The sequence below is a fragment of the Plantibacter sp. CFBP 8798 genome (assembly GCF_014841195.1).
In the GTDB taxonomy this organism is placed as follows: domain Bacteria; phylum Actinomycetota; class Actinomycetes; order Actinomycetales; family Microbacteriaceae; genus Plantibacter; species Plantibacter auratus.
On the sequence record NZ_JACYTS010000001.1, the window covers coordinates 534,244 to 553,418 of the forward strand.

Genomic DNA, 19,175 nt, shown 5'->3' on the forward strand with positions numbered 1-19,175 from the left:
CGGAGTCCACAGTACTGTCGCGATCGCCGAAGGGTGTACTGCTGGACACTCCCTCGCCGACGTGCACGGCCGTAGCGTCGTCCGTATGCAGATCCAACCGAAACCCGCGACGATCAAGAACCCCGCCGAGCAGTTCACCGGCGACGTCTACCTCGACCTGCTGGCCGCGCCGCAGCAGGACGGCCAGCACATGGTGGTCGCAAAGGTGCGGTTCCTCCCCGGCGCCCGCACCGCATGGCACTCGCATGCCAACGGGCAGACCCTCCACGTCACCGAGGGAGCCGCCCTCATGGGCACGCGCGACGGTGCCGTTCTCGTCGTCCAGCCGGGTCAGACGGTCTACACCCCACCCGGCGAGGAGCACTGGCACGGAGCCACGCCCGACGACTACATGGAGCACCTCGCGATGTTCGAACAGGCGGACGACCCGGCAATGAGCACGACCTGGCTCGAGCACGTCGCCGAAGCCGACTACCACCGCCCCTGACCGACTGCCCGACCGCGACCCCGCTTCTCCGCTGTGGAGAAGCGGGAGTCCTCCCCAGAGGTAGGGAGGCCTCCCCTCCAGGCGGATGCCACCCCGGTACTGTTGGCACTCACGACAGATTGGGGATTTCGAATGGTCGAGACCACACCGCGCCGCTCACGGTCGGCCGTGCTCGCGCTGACCTTGACGATCGGAACGCTCGTCGCGGCGGCGATCATCGGCGGATACTTCATCATCGTCGGCGATCAGGCCGACATCGCCGGACGGGTCTGGCTCACGCTGCTGCTGCTCGCGGCCTTCGTCGGTGCCGTGTCGCTCGACGCCGCAGCCGGCCACGGACCCAACAAGTGGTACCTCGCGGTGTCGACGTTGGTGAACATCTTCCTCGTCACCGTCGGCCTCCTGAAGCTGTGGAACGGGTGGCTCCAGCCGCCGAACACCTCCGACGGGTTCGTCTGGTCCACGCAGATCATGCTGTTCCTCGGCATCCTCATCATCGTGCGTCTCGCGCTCATCATCATCCAGGTGTACTTCCTCCACTTCGTCACCCGCGCCACGTCCACCGTGGTCAGGGCCACCGGCATCGTGACGATCGCGCTCATCATCGCCACGGTCCTCGTGCTCGTGCTGCCGATGGCCTTCCCCGAGGGCACCTGGGCGGACTGGTGGTGGCGCATCGCCGCGGCCACGACGCTCGCTGCGGCGATCTCCGCCGTGATCCCCGTGATCGTCCGGGCGTTCTCCCCGAAGCCGGAGGGCGAGCGGGTGACCTACGGGCAGCAGCCGTACCGTCCGGAGGTGTACCAGCAGGCCGCACCCGGCTACCCGGTGCAGGGGTACCCGGGTCAGCAGGGATACCAGGGCCAGCAGGGCTACCCGGGACAGCAACCGCAGCAGCCGTACCAGGGGCAGCCGTACCCGCAGCAGCCGTACCAGGGGCAGCAGCCGTATGGCGGCCGGCCGAACCCTGGCCAGCCGAATCCCGGCCAGTACGGGCAGGGGCACCCCGGGCAGGGCTACCAGGGGCAGCCTGCCCCGCAGCAGTTCGCCCCGCAGCAGCCGGGCCAGCAGTGGCCCACACCGTCCTGGCAGGGCTCCGCGCCCGGGCAGCCTGCTCCGGCACAGCCCGCGCCGCAGCAGTGGGGGCCTCCGCAGTCGCAGGTTCCGTCGTCGCCGGTTCCGCCTGCGTCTCCGCAGCAGGACCAGCAGCGTCCGCAGGAGTCCCGCCCTCCGCAGGAGCCGAAGCAGCCGACGGAGCCGCAGAGCCCGCCGCCCGCCGAGTAGGCGAACCGACCACGAGCCGGCTGGAAGCCCACCGCTTCCAGTCGGCTCCGTCGTCGGTCGCACTCGAAGCCTCGCTTCGCTTGCGCACAACTGCGTAGCCGCGTCGGGCACGTCTTCGCCCAGCGGCGGATGTGGCGATGCGCTCGCTCCGTGAGTATGGAATCGGCGCGGTGCGACCGCCCGCCGCCGACTCCTCACGATGGGTGACGATGCGCAAGCTCCTGAAGGTTCCACTGATCTCGATCGCCACGATCGCCGGCCTCGTCGCGGCGGGCCTCGCGACGACGGGCATCGTGAACGCCGTCGCGAGTTCGTCGGAAGCGGGCGAACTGCAGCCCTACGGGCAGTTGGTCGACGTCGACGGCAAGGACATGAACGTCGTCATCAGTGGTTCCGGCGCCGAGACGATCGTCCTGCTGCCCGGGCAGGGCACCGCGGCACCCGGCCTCGACTTCGAGCCGCTCGTCGACGAGCTCAGCGACCAGTACCGGGTGGTGGTCGTCGAGCCGTTCGGCTATGGCCTCAGCGATCAGACGGACGTGCCCCGGACCTCGGCCAACATCGCCGGTGAGGTGCACGCCGCCCTGCAGCACCTCGGCATCGACCGGTACGTCCTCGCCGGACACTCGATCGCCGGCATCTACGCCCTCGAGTATCTGGAGCGGTTCGGCGCCGAGGTGACGGCGTTCATCGGGATCGACACGAGCGTCCCGTCCCAGCCCGGAAGCGACGAGCCGACGCCGACCGACGGCGTCGACACACTGAAGGCGCTCGGCATCCTCCGCCTCCTCACCGCCATCGCGCCCGATCCGTACGAGGGCCTCCCGTACGACGCCGCCACGAAACGCCAACTCGCGATCCTGACGAACCGCAATGCGATGTCGCCGACGCTGCTCGACGAGATCGCCCACACGCCCGGCAACTTCCAGGCGGCCCGGTCACAGTCATTCCCGGCCGACCTGCCGATCCTCATGTTCGTCGTCGGCGACGACCCGGAACTCTCCGACTGGGTGCCCCTCCACGAGGAGCAGCTCGCCGGAGTCGAGCGGAGTGAGCTCGTCCGACTCGACGGCGGCCACTACCTGCACCACACCGAGGCGACGGTGATGGGCGAGGACATCAAGCGGTTCCTCGCCGACACGCCGGGAGACTGAATCCCCGGCCGATCCGGGCTGGCGTGTCGTCGGATGTCGGGTTAGGCTCACTCTCTATCGAACGTATGTTCGAACGACGGGAGGCCACGCATGTTGATCACGAGCACCGAGATCGCGGTCTGGACGACGCCGGCAGGCGTGCCGGAGCGACTGTTCTGGGATGGAGCCCGGTACCTCGTCACCGACACCCCGACCCCGCTCGAGCCGAACGTCTCGTTCGTCACCCATCCGCCCGCGGCGACCCCCGCCTGGCGGTTCCAGGCGACCGCTGCAGACGGCCGGTCCTTCGTCTTCGACATCCGACTCGACACCGCGCGCGGACGCTGGCAGCTCCTCCGAGCGTACGAATGAACCACCCGGACCGTTGCCCGGGTCGATGTCGCTCCGGGTGTCAGGCGGCCGGCTGCAACCGCACGACGATCGCCTTCGAGACCGGAGTGTTGCTGCGGTCTGCCGTCGAGTCGAGCGGGACGAGGACGTTCGCCTCAGGGAAGTACGCCGCGGCGCATCCACGGGCGGTCGGGTAGGAGACGACGCGGAAGCCGCGGAGCTCCCGATCCGGCTGCCCGGCCCACTCGCTGAAGACGTCCACCGTCTGGCCGTCCTCCAGGCCGAGGTCGCGGAGGTCGTCCGGGTTGACGAAGACGACGTTCCGGCCCTTCTTGATGCCGCGGTACCGGTCGTTCAGGCTGTAGATCGTCGTGTTGAACTGGTCGTGCGAGCGCAGGGTCTGCAGGAGCAGCCGACCGGGCGGGCAGTGGATCGGTTCGAGCTCGTTGACCGTCAGCAGGGCGCGGCCCTCGGGGTTCGTGAACGTGCGGGAGTCCCGCGGTCCGTTCGGCAGGACGAAGCCGTCCTCGCGGCGGATCTGCTCGTTGTACCCCTCGCAGCCCGGCACGACCCGTCCGATGTGTTCGCGGATCGTGTCGTAGTCGTCCTCGAACGCCTGCCAGGCGATGCCCGAGTCCTCACCGAGCGTCGCTCGCGCGAGGCGCGTGATGATGGCGACCTCGGAGAGCAGACCGGGCGCTGCCGGCGGGATGCGTCCGTGCGAGGCGTGGACCGCGCACACCGAGTCCTCGACGCTGACCATCTGCGGTCCGCTCGCCTGCAGGTCGATCTCGGTGCGCCCGAGGGTCGGCAGGATGATCGCCGCCTCGCCCGTGACCGCGTGCGAGCGGTTGAGCTTCGTGGAGATCTGCACGGACAGCTGCGTTCCGCGGATCGCGGCCTCGGCGGCGGCGGTGTCGGAGATCGCCGCGACGAAGTTGCCGCCGAGCGAGATCCAGGTGCGGACCTCGCCCCGCTGCATCGCTCGGATCGCGTTCACCGCGTCGACCCCGTGCTCCCGCGGCATCGGGACCGCGAACTCGCGCTCCATGGCGGCGAGGAAGGACTCGGGCATCTGCTCCCAGATACCCATCGTCCGGTCGCCCTGCACGTTGCTGTGCCCGCGGATCGGCGATGCCCCGGCGCCAGGCTTGCCGATGTTCCCGCGGAGGAGGAGCAGGTTGATGATCTCCTTGATCCCGTTGACCGCCGCCTTGTGCTGGGTCAGACCCATCGCCCAGGTGACGATCGTCGCGTTCGACGCGATGTAGCGCTCGGCGAGTTCGTCGATCTGCTCGCTCGTGAGGCCGGTCGCCTCGAGCACGGCCGCCTCGTCGAGGTCGGCCAGGTGGGCCGTGAGCTCCTCGAGTCCGAGGCAGTGCTCGGCGAGGAACGCGTGGTCGAGGATCGTCCCCGGAGCTGCCGCCTCGGCCTCCAGGACCCGCTTCGAGACCGCCTGCAGCAACGCCATGTCGCCGCCGAGCCGGATCTGCAGGAACTGGTCGGAGATGACCGTGCCGCGCCCGACCATGCCGCGGACCGTCTGCGGGTTCTTGTACCGCTCGAGCGCCGCCTCGGGGAGCGGGTTCACCGAGACGATCGTCGCGCCCGCCTGCTTCGCGTCCTCGAGCGCCGTGAGCATGCGCGGATGGTTCGTGCCCGGGTTCTGGCCCATGACGATGATGAGGTCGGCCTGCTCGAAGTCCTCGTACCGGATGGTCGACTTCCCGACGCCGATGACCTCGCCGAGCGCCGTGCCGGTGGACTCGTGGCACATGTTCGAACAGTCGGGGAGGTTGTTGGTCCCGAAGGCGCGGACGAAGAGCTGGTAGACGAAGGCCGCCTCGTTCGACGCGCGGCCGCTCGTGTAGAAGACGGCTTCGTCGGGGGACTCCTGACCGCGCAGCTGCTCGCCGACGATGGCGAACGCCTCGTCCCAGCTCACCGGCCGGTAGTGGTCCGAACCGGCCGGCTTGTAGACGGGCTCCGACAGCCGACCCTGCATGCCGAGCCAGTACTCCGACTTGTCGGCGAGATCGGTGAGCGAGTGTCCGGCCCAGAAGGCGCTCGGGATGACGACCGGCGTCGCCTCCCAGATGACGGCCTTCGCGCCGTTCTCGCAGAACTCGAGCTTCTTGCGGTCGTCCGGGTCGGGCCAGGCACAGCTCATGCAGTCGAAGCCGCCGCGCTGGTTGATCGACGTGAAGAGCTCCGCGGTCCGCTTCGGTCCGAGCTGCCGGAGGGCGGGCTCCATCGAGTGCAGGATGCCGGGCAGGCCGACGGCGACGTGCTTCGGGTGGGTGACCTCGATGTCGGCGTCTGTGACGTCCTCGACGGGCGGTTCGGCGCTCATGCGTTCGCTCCGGTCTGGAGTGCTGCTGGTGCCGAGCCTTCGGGCGGGTCGGCGAGCCGGTGCGCTCCGCTGTAGACGACCATCGAGTCGCCACGGAGGAAGCCGACGAGCGTCATCCCGAGTTCGGTGGCCAGTTCGGCGGCGAGCGAGGACGGAGCGGAGACGGCGGCGAGCATCGGGATGCCGGCCATCGAGGCCTTCTGCGTGAGCTCGAAACTCGCGCGCCCCGACACCATCAGGACCATGGAGCGGAGCGGGAGCAACCCCTCCTTCGCCGCCCATCCGACGACCTTGTCGACGGCGTTGTGTCGGCCGACGTCCTCGCGGAGCACGAGCATCTCGCCGGTGCGGGCGTCGAACAGGCCGGCCGCGTGCAGACCGCCGGTGCGTTCGAAGACCGCCTGCTGTGCCCGGAGGCGGTCGGGGAAGGTCACGAGGAGCGCCGGGTCGAGGCGGAAGTCGTCGTCCGCGACGGAGTAGCGCGAGCTCGTCCGGACGGCGTCGATGCTCGCCTTGCCGCAGAGGCCGCACGAGCTGGTGGTGAAGAAGTTCCGTTCCAAGCTCGGATCCGGGGCGGGGACGCCGGGCGACAGGGCGATGTCCAGCACGTTGTACGTGTTGACGCCCTCGTCCGTCGCTCCGGCGCAGTAGCGCGCGGTCCGGACGTCGTCACCCCGGCCGATGACGCCCTCGGAGACGAGGAAGCCGATGGCGAGGTCGACGTCGTGGCCGGGCGTCCGCATCGTGATGGCGAGCGAACGACCACCGACACGGATCTCGAGTGGCTCCTCGACGGCGAGGACGTCCTCGCGGGTGCGTGCGGGCTGTCCCACCGTGATGCGGGTGACGCGTCTGCGCGCCGTGATGCGAGTCATGGCTCATGGCTATCACCACCATCGGACGAGGGCAAGGTGCCTCACCGGATCCGCAGCCGCCTCGGGGGCTGGATCGCGGCCTAGGCTGGTGCCATGTCCGTCGACGCGATCATCCTCGCGGGAGGGCGGTCCTCCCGCCTCGGCGGCGTTGCGAAGGCGTCGTTGCTCCGCGGCGGCCGGACCCTCCTCCAGCTCGCGGTCGATGCTGCGCGGGCGGCCGGCGGCCGTGTCGTCGTGGTCGGCCCCGAGGCCCGGACGACCGCTCCGGTCCGCTTCGTCCGTGAACGCCCCGTCTTCGGCGGCCCTGCCGCGGCCATCGCCGCAGGCCTGGACGCCCTGCGTGATGGCGTCGCTGCCGAGGGCCCCACGCAGGTCGCCGTCCTCGCCTGCGACATGCCGGATGCCGCACCTGCGCTCGCCGCGGTGCTCGACGCCGCCACAGCCGCGACCGGGATCGACACCGACGGCTGGGTCGCGGTGGACGCCTCCGGTCGTGAGCAGCCGCTGCTCGCCGTCTACCACCGGGAGGCCCTGGAACGCCGGGTCGCCGCACTCCGGGCGTCGCAGCCGAGCGGTGACCTCGCGGGTGTCTCCGTCCGCCAGCTGCTCGCCGGACTCGTCCTCCGACAGGTGCCCATTCCCGACGGCGGCTCGGCCGACGTCGACACCTGGGCCGACGCGACCGAACTCGGGGTCGTCACCGCCGTCGAGTCGCCGACGCCGACCGCGTCCACCACGCCGACCGCCGACCCTGAGGAGCGCCTCCCATGACCGATGACCTGCATGCCGTCCTCGCCGACTGGACCGACCGGGTGTCCGCCGAGCTGGAGCTCGGCGACGTCGCGGTCGACATCGACGCCGTCCTCGGACTCGCGGGCACGGCCGCGCACGCCGTACGGCGTCCGGCCGCCCCGCTCACCACCTACCTCGTCGGCATCGCCGTCGGGAAGGCGCTCGCGATCGGGGCGGATCCGGTCGCCGCCGCCGAGGCTGCGACCGCGGCCGTCGAGCGGCTGGTCGCCTCGGACTCGACCGCATGACGAGGTCCTCCTGGTCGGACGCCCGCACCATCGCGCATGCGGCGGGTGCCGCGCAGCGGTCCGACGTCGTCGACACCCTGGCGCTCACCGAGGCCCTCGGACACGTCCTCGCGGCGCCGCTCGTCTCGGCCATCGCGATCCCGCACTACGCCTCCTCGGCGATGGACGGCTGGGCGGTGGCCGGGAGCGGCCCGTGGACGCTGCTGACCGGCGGCGACGCCGAGCGCGCACGATCGGTCGGACTCGGCGACGGTGTCGCGGTCGACGTCCTGACCGGTGGGCTGATCCCGGCGGGCGCCGAGGCCGTGCTCCAGCTCGAGCACGGCGTGGTCGAGCAGAGCGCGGGTTCAGCTCGCCTCCACCTCGCACCGTCCGCACCGAGCGCGGAGCCGCGGCCGGGGCGGCACATCCGGCCCGCCGGAACCGAGTCACCCGCGGGGTCGACGGTCCTCGACGCCGGCACGCGTCTCGGTCCCGTGCACCTCGCGGTCGCCGCCGGCGCCGGCTTCGACCGCGTGCCCGTCGTGCCGACACCGCGGGTCCGCCTGGTCCTCACGGGTGACGAGGTCGTCACGAGCGGTGTGCCCGGCCCGGGGTTCGTCCGCGACAGCTTCGGTCCATCGCTCCCGGGAGTGATCGCCTCGCTCGGTGGCGTCGTCACGTCCAGCGTCCGTGTCGGCGATGACGCGTCCACCACGGCCGACGCCCTCGGGCTGACGAGCGCGGTCGGCGCTCCTGCCCGCCACCAGCGGGATCTCGTCGTGACCACGGGTGGTACCGGCGACTCCCGAGCCGATCACGTCCGAGCGTTGCTCCGCGACGCCGGCGCGGACTTCCTCGTGGACGGCGTCGACGTCCGCCCGGGTGGCCCTGCGCTGCTCGCGCGGCTGCCGGACGGTCGTCTGTTCGTCGGGCTGCCCGGCAACCCGCTCGCCGCACTGCTCAGTGTCCTCACGCTCGTGCACCCGGTGCTCGCGGGCTTCCAGGGACTCGAGCTCCCGGCCCTGCGACCGGCGGTGCTCGCCTCGCCCGTCGACGGGGCTCGCTCAGGGACGGTGCTGCGCCCCTACCGCTCGGTGCACGATGCGGACCCGCCGACGCCGCATGCGGAGCCGACGCCCTGGCACGGGGCAGCCATGCTCCGCGGGCTCGCCGACGCCGATGGCGTGCTCGTGTGCCCGGGCTCCGGCACAGCCGCGGGCGGCCTGGTACCGAGTCTCGACTTGCCCTGGTGATCGGGCCTCGGGTCAGCGGCCCCGGACGGCTGCCGCCGTCATCAGCCGCAGCAGTTCCTCGCCGGCGAGGATGCCGCGCCGCTCGGTGACCGTCAGCGTGTCGATCGTGAAGCCCTCGTCGTCGAGCTCGCCGTGCGCCGGCCGGAACGCGAGGTCGGCGGTCTCCAGCATCGACTGGTCGAGGAGCGAGTCACCGGCCGCGAGGACGAGTGGTCCGTCGAGGCGGCGGGCGACCTCGCTGACGGCGTCGTGCTTCGTGAGCGTCCGCGGCACGCAGTAGAGTTTGCGTCCCTGCAGCGACACCGTCCATCCGAGCCGTTCGCACTCCTGCTCGACCTGTTCGAGCCAGCCCGCCGGGATCGCGTCGCGTTCGACGATCGAGTAGAAGAACAGCGCGTCCGCGACGTTCGTCTTGAGGATCCAGGTCGGCGACGCCAGTTCCTCGAAGCGCGCAAGCGCCTCGTCGAGCGGAGCGGTGTGGTCGGTGAGGTGCGCTCGCACGCGACCGCGCCAATCGGCGTCCGGGACGCCGTCGACGAGGATCTCGCCGCCGTTGCTCGTGATCGCGTAATCGGGCGCACCACCCGGCAGCTGCACCCGCTGATACTGCGCCACGGTCCGCGTCGTGACGGGCATGAAGACGGCCTGTGAGCGCAGCTCGATCAGCAGGCGCTCCGACTCGCGCGTCATGAACGAGATCGGCACGCCGTTCCAGAGCTCCGAGACGACGATCGACGGCGCCTCGGGGTCCGGCGTCTCGAGCCAGAACGCCTTCGGCGAGTAGATGAGGGTTCGGTCGAGGTCGCAGGCGACGAGGGCGCTCACTGGGCGTCTCCCGCCGCGGCGTCGCTCAACGGGTTGATGAGTCCGACACAGCTGTAGGGCAACCCGGGCACGACCTCGACCGGCACACCGCGCTGCTCGGCCAGCAGGAGCACGTGCGCGACGTCGTCGAGGGCGTCCGGCGACACGAGCACCTTCCACGGCACCCGGCGGAGCAGGACGCGGGTGGTCTCGCCGACACCGGGCTTCACGAGGTTCACGGTCGGGATGTCGTACTGTTCGCGGATCCGCTCGACGGCCTCCCAGCCGATCCAGCTCGGTTCGCGGTCGGCCGCCGAGGCTTCCTCCAGGCCCGCTGCGACGTCGTCGACCACTTCGGCGAAGCGGCTGGAGACCGCGTCGAGGAAGGCGCCGGAGACGTCGTGACTGCTCAGCTCGCGGTAGAACTTGGCGCCGTGGAACTGGTCGTCGGAGAGCAGCTCGCGGTTGTACACCGTGCGGGACACGAGGCCGGAGACGGTGGAGTTCAGGCACGCGGAGGGGATGAGGTAGTCGTCGCGGGTGCCGTAGACGGGCACGCAGTGGCCGGGGTCCGCGAGGACCGCCAGTTCGTCGGAGAAGCGGATGCCGTCGGTCTCGGCGAAGAGTTCCAGCGCCGCCGTCAGTTCGCGGGCGATGGCGCCCTTGCCGGTCCAGCCGTCGACGAACGCGATCTGCTCCGGGTCGTGGTGCGCCGCGAGGTAGCGCAGCGCGGTCCCGTCGACGCCGACACCGCGCACGATGCTCATCGTGTAGTGCGGCACGTCGATCCCACGGACCTCCTTCGCCCAGCGACGCATGAGGATCCCGATGGGCGTTCCGGCGCGGGCGAGGGAGACCAGCACGGGGCGGTTCGCGCGGGAGGCCAGTACGAGGTCGGTGACGACACCGACGGCCACCGCGAGACGTCGGCTCGACCGCGCGAGGGCGTCCCGGTAGAGCTCCTCGTACTCGGGGGAGGGCAGGTACTCGATGGGCAGCGACTCGGCGTAGTGCGCGCGACCGCTCTGGATCGCGGCCTCGCGTTCGGAGGCGTCGGCCTCGAGGCGGGTGTCGCCGAGGTCGGTCAGCAGCCAGCGCACCTCCGAGGCGTCGTAGGACCCGAAGTCCGGTCCGGTGAGCGGCTCGGGGAGGGCGGCGGCGATGGTCACGGTGCGGGGTTCCATTCGGCTGGGGTCGGGACGGATTCGGTGAGGAGGACGACGATGACGTGGTCGGTGACGGTACGCAGCGCCTCGACGACGCCGTCGGGCCGGAGCAGGAGCTCGCGGTCGGCGCCCGGCTCCGGGAACAGGACCACCGCCGCGAACCGTGAGCCACCGCGCGAGAGGTTGTAGGCGAAGCGGGGTCCGAAGCCGTCGATCGTGCGGTCGTGGCTGGTGAAGGACACCGCGCTCGCGATGGCGTAGTCGTCACGGTCGATGACGGCGATGGGGGACCGCGTGGTGGTGGAGAAGCGCGTCGTTCCGCGGGTGCGGTCGAGGTGGTCGGCGACGGCCAGCGGTACCGCGATGAACTCCTCGGAGCCGAGCACCACGACCTCGCCGTCCGGCAGCTCCGGAAGGACCCGGTCGGCGATCGCGGCGGTCACCGCGTCGTCCAGGCGTCCTGGCGCACCGAAGCGCGCGCTCCGCACGGGCGACAGGTCGGAGGCGTCCACGACGACGACGTCGCCGGCTGCGGTCGAACCCGCGACCGATGCGGCGGGTGCAGCGTCGATGACCGCTCGCGCGCGGGCGAGGACGTCCTCCGGAAGGTCGACGGCACCCACGCCGAGCGCGACGACGGTGATCCGGGTGCCGAGGCGGTGGGCGAGGTCGTCGAAGCGCTGCCGGTCCGCATCCGAACGGAGGTCGATGAGGCCCGCGATCACCCAGTGCGCCTGCGGCGTGGTGGCGTGCAGCGCGGTGATCGTGTTGCGCACGGTGCGTCCGGTGCTCAACTCGTCGTCGACGAGCACCGTGGTGCCGCCCACCGTGGCCCACGCGGGGTCGCTCGGGTACAGGCGGTGGTCGCTCGCGTGCGAGTGCTCCTCCTCGAACGGCGTGAAGGGCACGTCCGCCTCGTGCCTCGTGGAGTGGAGGTACGGCGAGCCGAGCGCGTCGGCGACGATGTGGCCGAGCCCGGTCGCCGTCTCCGCGTAGCCGACGGTGACGAGCTCCGGCCCGGCCACTGGGGCCGCATCGCGGAGCTGGGCGAGGTGCTCGCGGACGGCGGTGAGGGCGGCGAGACCGTCAGCGTCCGGCCGTTCCCGACAGGCAAGGAGCTGCGCCACCGTGTCGAACGGAGCCGTCTCCGGGTCGCTGCCGTCGAGCGCGCTCCGCACCAGCAGTCCGAGCAGTTCGCCGGCGGCGAGTGCCAGACCGGGCACGGTCGGCACGTGTTTGGCGAGGACCGTCGACACGAGCAGCTGCGCGCGTTTGGGGTTGTCGCGGAGCGCGAGACCGACGAGGTCCTCCACCGGGATCAGGCTCCGGGACGCGTTCGAGCGCAGGCCGATGCCGACGGCGTCACTGACGAAGCGGCCCGTCCATACGGTCACCGCATGCTCGTCTCGAGGAGGTCGACGAACGTCGTCTCCTCCGCTGCCACCCCGAAGGCCTCCGCGCGGAGCAGGGTCTTGCGCGCCCACGCCTGGTGCGGCTTCATCTCGTTCATCTTGTTCCGATACGGGGATGCGTTGGCACCGCCGCCCACATCGCCGACGACCGAGAGGGCGTCGACGTACTCCTCGTGGCTCACGACCGACATCGCGTGGACGACCGGCACGTGGCTCGGGTGGATGACCGTCTTGCCGAGCAACCCGTTCGCCTGGTCGAGCGCGATCTCGCGGATGAGGCCGTCGAGTCCCTTGAGGAGGAGCTTCTGACGCAGCTGCGCCTCGTTCGCGTCCTGGAACGGCGTCATGCGCAGCTGCGGGCGCATGAGCCGCTCCGCGTTGTGGAAGTGCTCCCAGACCGTGCCGGTGATGACGAAGTCGTCGCCCGGTCGACCGAAGACGTTGACGACGTCGGCGATGACCGAGGAGACGAGTTTCACGTCGTACACGGTGAGGTCGCGCGAGCGCCGGAGCGAGAAGGCGCTCGAGAGGTCGGTGGCGCCGATCCGGACCGCCAGGACGTCCTCGCGGTGGGCCTTGGTGACGTCGACGATCCCGGAGAGGGTGTCGTCGCGGGTCTCGCGGTGGATCATCCGCGGCGACTCGAGGATCGGCATGACCCGGAGGCGACGCGCGCCGTTCGATCCGTCCTGCCCGTAGTCGCGCTGCACGCGACCGAGCGCCTCGAAGAAGCGGTCCGCCACCCCGTCGCTGTTCTCGTACTTGGGGATGACGAAGCCGCTCAAGAGGTCGAGTCCCGGACCGAGGAGCCCGGCGACCCGCTCGAGCTGCTCGGGCGTGCGGACGCGGATGAACAGCAGCGGCAGCACGGGGCGCTTGGACCCCGAGCTCTTGGCGGCGAGCTGCTGCATCGCCTCCGCGACGTTCGTCTCGGCGAACTCGACCGCGTCGTCGGGGACCGAGTCCTCGAGGCACAGCACCATGCTCAGGCAGCCGTGCTTCGCCTGCTTCACGACGTCCTTCGCGAGCGTCGGGCGCGTGCCGGGACTGTAGAGCGTGGCGCCGAGTGCCGCCGCCACGTGTTCCGGTGGGGAGTCGATGCTGATGGGGCTCGGGAGCTTGTGGAACAGCCGCGACGCGCGCTTGTCGTCGACGTAACTGAAGTGGCGCATGGTCATCGTCTCCGGGGTTCGCGGGCGACGACGTACGGCGTCGGCTCGAAGCCGAACTGCTGCAGGAGCGTCTCGAGGGGGATCTCGGCGGGAAGGGGTTCGAGGCGGAGTTCGAGTCTCGACCCGATACGCAACAGCGAGACGACCGGCGGTGCGCCGGTGTCGTCAGCCGCGGCGAAGCTCTCGCCGTCGAAGAGCTGCACCGTCAGTGGGTGGCCGGCTGTGCCGACGAACAACGCCCGCCGGATGAGGTGCACGTGCCGGAGCGCGAGGATCGCGTCGCCGCCGTCGAAGCCGAGCAGCGGCCGGTTGCCGGGCGTCGTCACCGGTGTGCCGTCGATGCCGTCGGCCGTCGCGACTCCCGTCACGAGTTCGACGGTCTCCCACACGATCGCCGTCGCTCCGCCGACGATGAGGCTGCCGATCGCGGACTGACGCGGGTCGAGCCGGACCAGTGGGGTCTCGTCCTCGAGGACGCGGACCTCCTCGGCTGTCGGAGCCGGGAAGGGCTGCGGGGTCGTCGGAGCTGCGGCGGGCGTGGTGGCGGGGCGTCCCGACGGCGTAGCGGGAGCGGGCGACGAGGATCCGCCGAGCGAGAGTCCCGTCGACGGTGCCGACGGTGCAGACGGCGCTGCCGATGCCGCCGGGGCAGGGGGTGCGGCGGCGGGCGTCGACGGCCCGCCGAGCGTGAGTCCCGTCGACGGTGCTGCCGACGCGGCGGGCGTTGCGGGGGGAGGTGCCGCCGGGGCGCTCGCCACGGGTTCCGCCTGCGCCACCGGCGCAGGTCTCGGCTTCACCCGACGACGGAGGTAGTCGATGTCCCGTCGCACCGGGGAGGTGTTGAGCGGCACGGCTCAGAGGTCGATTCTGAAGTCGCGTGCCACGCCGGCGAGCCCACCGGCGTACCCCTGCCCGAGGGCGCGGAACTTCCAGTCCGAGCGGTGCCGGTACAGCTCGGCCAGGAGCAGCGCCTGGCTGCTGCGGACCTCGGCGATCGGCACGTCGAAGCGCACGAGCTCCCGACCGTCGGGCGTGGCGACGCGGACGAACGCCGAGCGCACGGGAGAGAAGTCGCCGGGACCGCGGACGTCGGGGTCGATGTAGAGCAGGAAGGCGATCTTCGACACGGAGTCCGGCACGCGCGACAGCTCGACGTCGATCTCCTCGTCGTCGGCCTCGGACGAGAAGGTGACCGCGCCGTCCTGGCTCTCGACCTGGTTGAAGAACACGAGGTGGTCGTCGGACAGCGCCTTGCCGTCGTCGCCGCACATGATCGCCAGCGGCACGGGCTCGCTCTGCGGTCCGCGGCTCGCGATGACGTCCCAGCCGAACCCGATGAGCACGGCGTCGAGGCCGGGGTTCTCGGCGGTGAGCGCGGCGTTCGCGCCCGCGATCAGCGATGCCATCAGTGCGCACCCAGCACGAGACCGGCGTCGGGCTCCTGGAACTTGTCGGAGAGGAAGCGACCGTGCGTCGAGAGTTCGGCGATCGCGCCGATGCGGATCTGGTTGAGGAGGTCGCGGATGGTCTCCTCGATGAGCTCCAGCTGACGGGCGAAGACGATCGTGCTGCGGGAGTCGTCGGTGCGGTCCGCGGCCGGCAGCGCGAGGAAGGAGCGCAGCGGGCTCGGGAGGTAGTCCGTCACCATCGCGGCGAGGAGCACGCGCTGCTCGGTCGACGCACCCTGGTCGGCGATGGTCGCGACGACGAGGCGCAACTGGTCGTCGATCTGTCGGAGCTGCGAGGTGAGCAGCGTGGGGAGGTCGCGCCCCACGGAGCGCACCGAGTCGCGGAGTTCGTCGAGGTGCCGGGCCGTCTGCTCGTCCTCGGTCTCACCGACGGGCGCCGGCGTGGCGTCGACGACGCCGAGCGGCTCGGCCCCGCCGGTCCGCAGTGCGTTCAGCAGTCGTCCGAATGCCATCCCTCGTCCCCCTTCGTCCTCAGCGACCCGTGCGCCCGATCACCCGAGCGTGAGGCTACCGCAGTTCGCGCTGCTCGGCCTGACGGCTGCGCTCGAGGTACGGCTTCGCCTTCTCGAGACCAGACTCGAGCGCGTTGACGGTGCCCTCCATGTTCTTGGCGGCTTCGGCACGGAAGGTGTCGATCGCGTCCATGGTCTGGAAGACGTTGTCGAACGCGCGCTGCAGGGTCTCGACGCTGACACCCGCGGTGGAGGCCTGCTGGTGGATGCGCGTGGTCTGGTCCTTCAGCATCTCGCTCGTCTGCAGGATCATGTTGTTCGTCGTGGTGTTGATCGCGTCGATCTGGTCGAGGACCATCTTCTGGTTCGCGAGGGCCTGCGCGACGACGACGGCGGTCCGCAGGGCGGCGATCGTCGTGGTGCGAGCGCGGTCGACACCCTTGATGAGCTCGAGGTTGTTCTTGCGGATGAGGTCCATCGCGAGGTAGCCCTGCACCGAGACGGCGAGCTGCGTGAGGATGTCCTGGTGGCGCTGGCGGACGGGGAAGAGGACGTCGGCCTCGAGCTTCTGGGCTTCCTCGATGCGTCCGGAGGAGCGGGCTTCGTCGATCTTGGCGACGCAGGCGGCGTCGAGCGCCTTCGCGAAGACGGCGTACTCACTGAGCGCCTGCATCGTCTCCCAGAGCTGGACCTTCTCGCCGGCGAGGGCGGCGTTGTCCTTGAGGAGCTCGTCCTGGCCGGCCATGAGCGACTTGATGATCTTGTCGAGCTGGGTCTGCGCGGACTCGTACTTCTGGAAGTACTTGGCGAGCTTGTTGCCGCCCGGGATGAACCCGAGGATCTTGCGGCCGACGCCGAGGTCCGCCTGGTTCGGCGTGAGGTCCTCGACGGTGCTGCGGAGGTCGCCGAGCGTGGTCGCGACCTTGATCTGCGCGCTGTCACCCGAACGCTTCGCACCGGCGACCGAGGTCGACGAGCGGTCGAGCATGCGGGAGGAGTAGCCGCTCGACTGCACCATCTCCTTGCCGCCGATCTGGGAGATGCCCTCGATCTTCTGCGTGAACTCGGGCGAGCGCGGGTCGAGCGTCGCGACCTCCGTCACGAAGGAGCGCGCCTGCTGCTGGATCTCCGTCTGGCGCTCCGCCGGGACGGGGACCATGCCCGGTGCCTCTTCGGCCTGCACGACGTCCGGTGCATCCGGAGCGTGCAGCACGAGGGAGGCTGCTGCCTGTTCGTTGGCGTCTGGCGGAGTGAGTGGCGTGCTCATACGGTCGACCTTGCTCTCGTGTGTGGCTTGCTCGTGGTGGAGGCGTCGGTGCTCAGCCGAGCGGGACGCCGAAGTCGCCGGCGATGCCGGCGAGACCGGTGGTGTAGCCCTGGCCGACGGCCTTGAACTTCCACTCGGATCCGTTGCGGTAGAGCTCCGAGAACAGCATGGCGGTCTCGGGGGCGGCGTCCTCGCTGAGGTCGAAGCGGACGATCTCGGTGCCGTCCTGGTCGACGATGCGGCAGTACGCTCCGCGGACCTGGCCGAAGTTCTGGCGCCGCTCGTCGGCCTTGTCGATCGACACGGCGATGATCACGCGCTCGACGTCTGCCCCGACCGCGTTCAGGTCGACCGAGATCTGCTCGTCGTCGCCCTCGCCGTCGCCGGTGCGGTTGTCGCCGAGGTGCTTGACGGAGCCGTCCGCCGAGGCGGGCTGGTTGTAGAAGATGAAGTCGGCGGAGGAGCGCACCTTGCCGTTCGCGCCGACGAGCAGCGCGGAGGCGTCGAGGTCGAAGGCCTCACCGCTCGTGGTGCGCGGGTCCCACCCGAGACCGACCGTCGCGACCGTCAGGCCGGGGCTGGTCTTGGTGAGCGAGAGGTTGTTGCCCTTTTCGAGGGTGAGTCCTGCCATGGTGATCGCTTCTCCTTCGGAACTGCGCTGGCGCGCGGGGGACTGCTGCGGGTGGTGCTCAGAGGGCCTGGGCGGCCGGGCCGAGGAGGTCCATGACGGAACGCCCGTTGGCGCGCTCGCCGATCGCCTTGAAGGTCCAGCCGTTGCCCTCGCGCGAGACCTTCGACATGATCATCGCGGTGTGCGGACCGGAGTCGGTGAGCTGGTAGCGGGCGACCTCGGGCGAGCCGGGGGTCGAGTCGTCGATGATCCGGCTGAAGGCGTTCTGCACGGTGTCGAAGGTCTGGCGGCTGTAGCTGCTGATCACGAAGACGATCTGCTGGACGGACGGGGCGACCCTCGAGAGGTCGACGAGGATCGTCTCGTCGTCGCCGTCGCCGGCACCCGTGAGGTTGTCGCCGGTGTGGCTGGCCGAGCCGTCCTTGCTCGCGAGCTGCTGGAACCAGATGGTGTCGAGCACCTTGCCGGTGGCGTCGAAGAAGATCGCTGAGGCGTCCAGGTCGATGTCGGGTGCGGACGAGCGGCCGAAGAAGCCGCGCTTCACCGGTGCGACGCCGTCCCAGCCGAGACCGAGGCGGATCCGCGTGAGCGAACCGCCGTCCTGCTTCGTCAGTGAGAGCGACTGGCCCTTTTCCAGACTCAGACCCATGGTTCCGTCTCCTAGATGCTTCATCGTGTTGCTGGTGGTGAGGTGTGGGACGTGCGCCCCCGGCCGAAGCTGGGAGCGCACGTCCACGTTATCGGTTCAGCCGGGCGAGCGCCCGGATTCCCGGCCCGTTCAGAGCAGGCCGCGGGAGTCGGAGCTCTTCGCCTGCAGCTCGTGGGCCCGGGCGAGCAGCCGCTGGAGCTCCTCGTCGTCGGCCGCCTTCGCCTGGTGCTTGGGCTTCAGGTTCGCGAACGACTTCTGGCGCTCGACCATGCGGGTGTAGCTCGTCTCGAGTTCGACCTCGTCCACGTGGTGACCGTCCGGGATGTCCTCCGGGGCGTCGGCGTGGTCGACGATCTTCTTCGCCTGGGTGCGGGCGTCGCTGATGATCGTGTGTGCACGCCCGGCCGGGCTGAGGAGCGATGCGAGGACCGTGACGGTCAGGATGCCGATGATGACGATGAGCGACAGGCCAGTGCTGATCTCGAACACCGGGATGTGCTCGCCACCGTTGAGGAACGGCAGGGTGTTCTCGTGGAGCGCGTGCAGGACGAGCTTCACACCGATGAAGCCGAGGATCGCCGCCAGGCCGTAGCTCAGGAAGATGAGGCGGTCGAGCAGGCCGTCGATGAGGAAGTAGAGCTGACGGAGACCGAGCAGCGAGAACGCCGTCGCGGTGAAGACGATGTACGGGTTCTGCGTGAGGCCGAAGATCGCGGGGATCGAGTCGAGCGCGAAGAGCAGGTCGGTGCCGCCGATGGCGACCATGACGAGCAGCATCGGCGTGAGGACCTTCTTGCCGTTCTCGATGGTGACGAGCTTGTCGCCGTCGTAGCGGTCGGTCGTCTTGAAGAGACGCTTGGCGAGACGGATGACGAAGTTGTTCGCGTCGTCGCTCTCCTCCTCCGGGCGGAGGAGCTTGATCGCCGTGAAGATGAGGAACGCGCCGAAGATGTAGAACAGCCAGGACCAGGCGTTCACCGCGGCGGCACCGAGGAAGATGAAGCCGGTGCGGGCGATGAGGGCGAAGACGATGCCGAAGAGGAGCACCTTCTGCTGGTCGGCCCGCGGCACGCGGAAGCTCGACATGATGATGAGGAAGACGAAGAGGTTGTCGACCGACAGGGCCTTCTCCGTGATGTAGCCGGCGAAGTACTCGGATCCGAGTGTGCCACCGCCGAAGAAGAGGACGCCGAGGCCGAAGACGATGGCGATACCGACGTAGAGGGCCGACCACTTCGCGGCTTCCGGCAGCGTCGGCTCGTGGGCCTTGCGCACGTGGAAGATGAAGTCGAAGGCGAGGAGGGCCAGAATGCCGACGATCGTCAGCAGCCAGACGTATCCGGGGATTTCCATGGGCTGTGTTCTCCGCAGCGCTCGAGGTGGGGGACGGGTGAT

General features: G+C 70.1%; 20 protein-coding genes. 7 read left to right on the plus strand and 13 right to left on the minus strand.

Features of this window, described 5'->3' with window-relative positions; genetic code table 11:
- Positions 1-85 precede the first annotated feature (85 nt).
- From IFU30_RS02500 to IFU30_RS02515, 4 genes are all read left to right on the plus strand, one after another.
- Entirely contained in the window at positions 86-487 is a 402-nt protein-coding gene (locus IFU30_RS02500) for a (R)-mandelonitrile lyase (protein ID WP_192004189.1), read from the plus strand.
- A gap of 132 nt (positions 488-619) precedes the next feature.
- On the plus strand, positions 620-1,771 hold the full coding sequence (locus tag IFU30_RS02505) for a hypothetical protein (RefSeq protein WP_192004190.1): 1,152 nt from the start codon (positions 620-622) through the stop codon (positions 1,769-1,771).
- A 209-nt stretch (positions 1,772-1,980) separates the two neighbouring features.
- Positions 1,981-2,925, plus strand: a complete 945-nt coding sequence (locus IFU30_RS02510) for an alpha/beta fold hydrolase (protein WP_192004191.1) — start codon at positions 1,981-1,983, stop codon at positions 2,923-2,925.
- A gap of 90 nt (positions 2,926-3,015) precedes the next feature.
- A complete protein-coding gene (locus tag IFU30_RS02515) occupies positions 3,016-3,276 on the plus strand; it encodes a hypothetical protein (RefSeq protein ID WP_079704601.1) in 261 nt (86 codons plus the stop codon).
- Between the two features lie 40 nt (positions 3,277-3,316).
- Here the strand turns inward: IFU30_RS02515 and IFU30_RS02520 are convergent, their stop codons facing one another.
- Together IFU30_RS02520 and fdhD are read right to left on the minus strand one after the other, a co-directional pair.
- Positions 3,317-5,608, minus strand: coding sequence for an FdhF/YdeP family oxidoreductase (locus IFU30_RS02520; RefSeq protein WP_192004192.1), 2,292 nt, complete (start codon positions 5,606-5,608; stop codon positions 3,317-3,319).
- Complete coding sequence (gene fdhD / locus IFU30_RS02525) at positions 5,605-6,483, minus strand: formate dehydrogenase accessory sulfurtransferase FdhD (protein WP_192004193.1); 879 nt, start codon at positions 6,481-6,483, stop codon at positions 5,605-5,607. Before fdhD ends, IFU30_RS02520 begins: the two co-directional genes overlap by 4 nt.
- Before the next feature lie 93 nt (positions 6,484-6,576).
- Here fdhD and mobA point away from each other — a divergent pair, with 93 nt between their 5' ends.
- The 3 genes from mobA to IFU30_RS02540 are packed head-to-tail and all read left to right on the plus strand — an operon-like array spanning position 6,577 to position 8,758.
- Positions 6,577-7,254, plus strand: a complete 678-nt coding sequence (gene mobA, locus IFU30_RS02530) for a molybdenum cofactor guanylyltransferase (protein ID WP_192004194.1) — start codon at positions 6,577-6,579, stop codon at positions 7,252-7,254.
- Positions 7,251-7,523 carry a DUF6457 domain-containing protein gene (locus tag IFU30_RS02535; protein WP_192004195.1) on the plus strand — a complete coding sequence of 91 codons (273 nt, stop codon included), beginning with the start codon at positions 7,251-7,253 and terminating at the stop codon, positions 7,521-7,523. Before mobA ends, IFU30_RS02535 begins: the two co-directional genes overlap by 4 nt.
- On the plus strand, positions 7,520-8,758 hold the full coding sequence (locus tag IFU30_RS02540) for a molybdopterin molybdotransferase MoeA (protein ID WP_192004196.1): 1,239 nt from the start codon (positions 7,520-7,522) through the stop codon (positions 8,756-8,758). The genes IFU30_RS02535 and IFU30_RS02540 overlap by 4 nt, the downstream gene beginning before the upstream one ends.
- Positions 8,759-8,770: 12 nt before the next feature.
- On the opposite strand, the gene IFU30_RS02545 is transcribed toward IFU30_RS02540, so the two are convergent.
- The 11 genes from IFU30_RS02545 to IFU30_RS02595 all read right to left on the minus strand — a co-directional run bounded on the left by IFU30_RS02545 (position 8,771) and on the right by IFU30_RS02595 (position 19,133).
- Positions 8,771-9,583 carry an HAD family hydrolase gene (locus IFU30_RS02545; RefSeq protein WP_192004197.1) on the minus strand — a complete coding sequence of 271 codons (813 nt, stop codon included), beginning with the start codon at positions 9,581-9,583 and terminating at the stop codon, positions 8,771-8,773.
- Entirely contained in the window at positions 9,580-10,746 is a 1,167-nt protein-coding gene (locus IFU30_RS02550; protein WP_197977365.1) for a cysteine protease StiP family protein, read from the minus strand. The genes IFU30_RS02545 and IFU30_RS02550 overlap by 4 nt, the downstream gene beginning before the upstream one ends.
- A complete protein-coding gene (locus tag IFU30_RS02555; RefSeq protein ID WP_192004199.1) occupies positions 10,728-12,122 on the minus strand; it encodes a phosphoribosyltransferase domain-containing protein in 1,395 nt (464 codons plus the stop codon). The genes IFU30_RS02550 and IFU30_RS02555 overlap by 19 nt, the downstream gene beginning before the upstream one ends.
- The gene (locus IFU30_RS02560; RefSeq protein ID WP_071261351.1) at positions 12,119-13,312 is read right to left on the minus strand and encodes an HpcH/HpaI aldolase/citrate lyase family protein; all 1,194 of its coding nucleotides are present in this window, start codon (positions 13,310-13,312) and stop codon (positions 12,119-12,121) included. Before IFU30_RS02560 ends, IFU30_RS02555 begins: the two co-directional genes overlap by 4 nt.
- A 2-nt stretch (positions 13,313-13,314) precedes the next feature.
- Positions 13,315-14,163, minus strand: coding sequence for a hypothetical protein (locus tag IFU30_RS02565; protein ID WP_192004200.1), 849 nt, complete (start codon positions 14,161-14,163; stop codon positions 13,315-13,317).
- 3 nt (positions 14,164-14,166) lie between these two features.
- A complete protein-coding gene (locus IFU30_RS02570) occupies positions 14,167-14,718 on the minus strand; it encodes a TerD family protein (RefSeq protein ID WP_192004201.1) in 552 nt (183 codons plus the stop codon).
- A complete protein-coding gene (locus tag IFU30_RS02575) occupies positions 14,718-15,233 on the minus strand; it encodes a hypothetical protein (RefSeq protein WP_079704609.1) in 516 nt (171 codons plus the stop codon). Before IFU30_RS02575 ends, IFU30_RS02570 begins: the two co-directional genes overlap by 1 nt.
- Before the next feature lie 55 nt (positions 15,234-15,288).
- Positions 15,289-16,500 (minus strand): toxic anion resistance protein, encoded by a 1,212-nt coding sequence (locus tag IFU30_RS02580; protein ID WP_079704610.1) that lies wholly within the window; start codon positions 16,498-16,500, stop codon positions 15,289-15,291.
- Positions 16,501-16,552: 52 nt separating this feature from the next.
- The gene (locus IFU30_RS02585; protein WP_079704611.1) at positions 16,553-17,131 is read right to left on the minus strand and encodes a TerD family protein; all 579 of its coding nucleotides are present in this window, start codon (positions 17,129-17,131) and stop codon (positions 16,553-16,555) included.
- A gap of 58 nt (positions 17,132-17,189) precedes the next feature.
- Positions 17,190-17,780 carry a TerD family protein gene (locus IFU30_RS02590; RefSeq protein ID WP_079704612.1) on the minus strand — a complete coding sequence of 197 codons (591 nt, stop codon included), beginning with the start codon at positions 17,778-17,780 and terminating at the stop codon, positions 17,190-17,192.
- A gap of 129 nt (positions 17,781-17,909) precedes the next feature.
- The gene (locus IFU30_RS02595; RefSeq protein WP_192004202.1) at positions 17,910-19,133 is read right to left on the minus strand and encodes a TerC family protein; all 1,224 of its coding nucleotides are present in this window, start codon (positions 19,131-19,133) and stop codon (positions 17,910-17,912) included.
- Between the last annotated feature and the right edge of the window lie 42 nt (positions 19,134-19,175).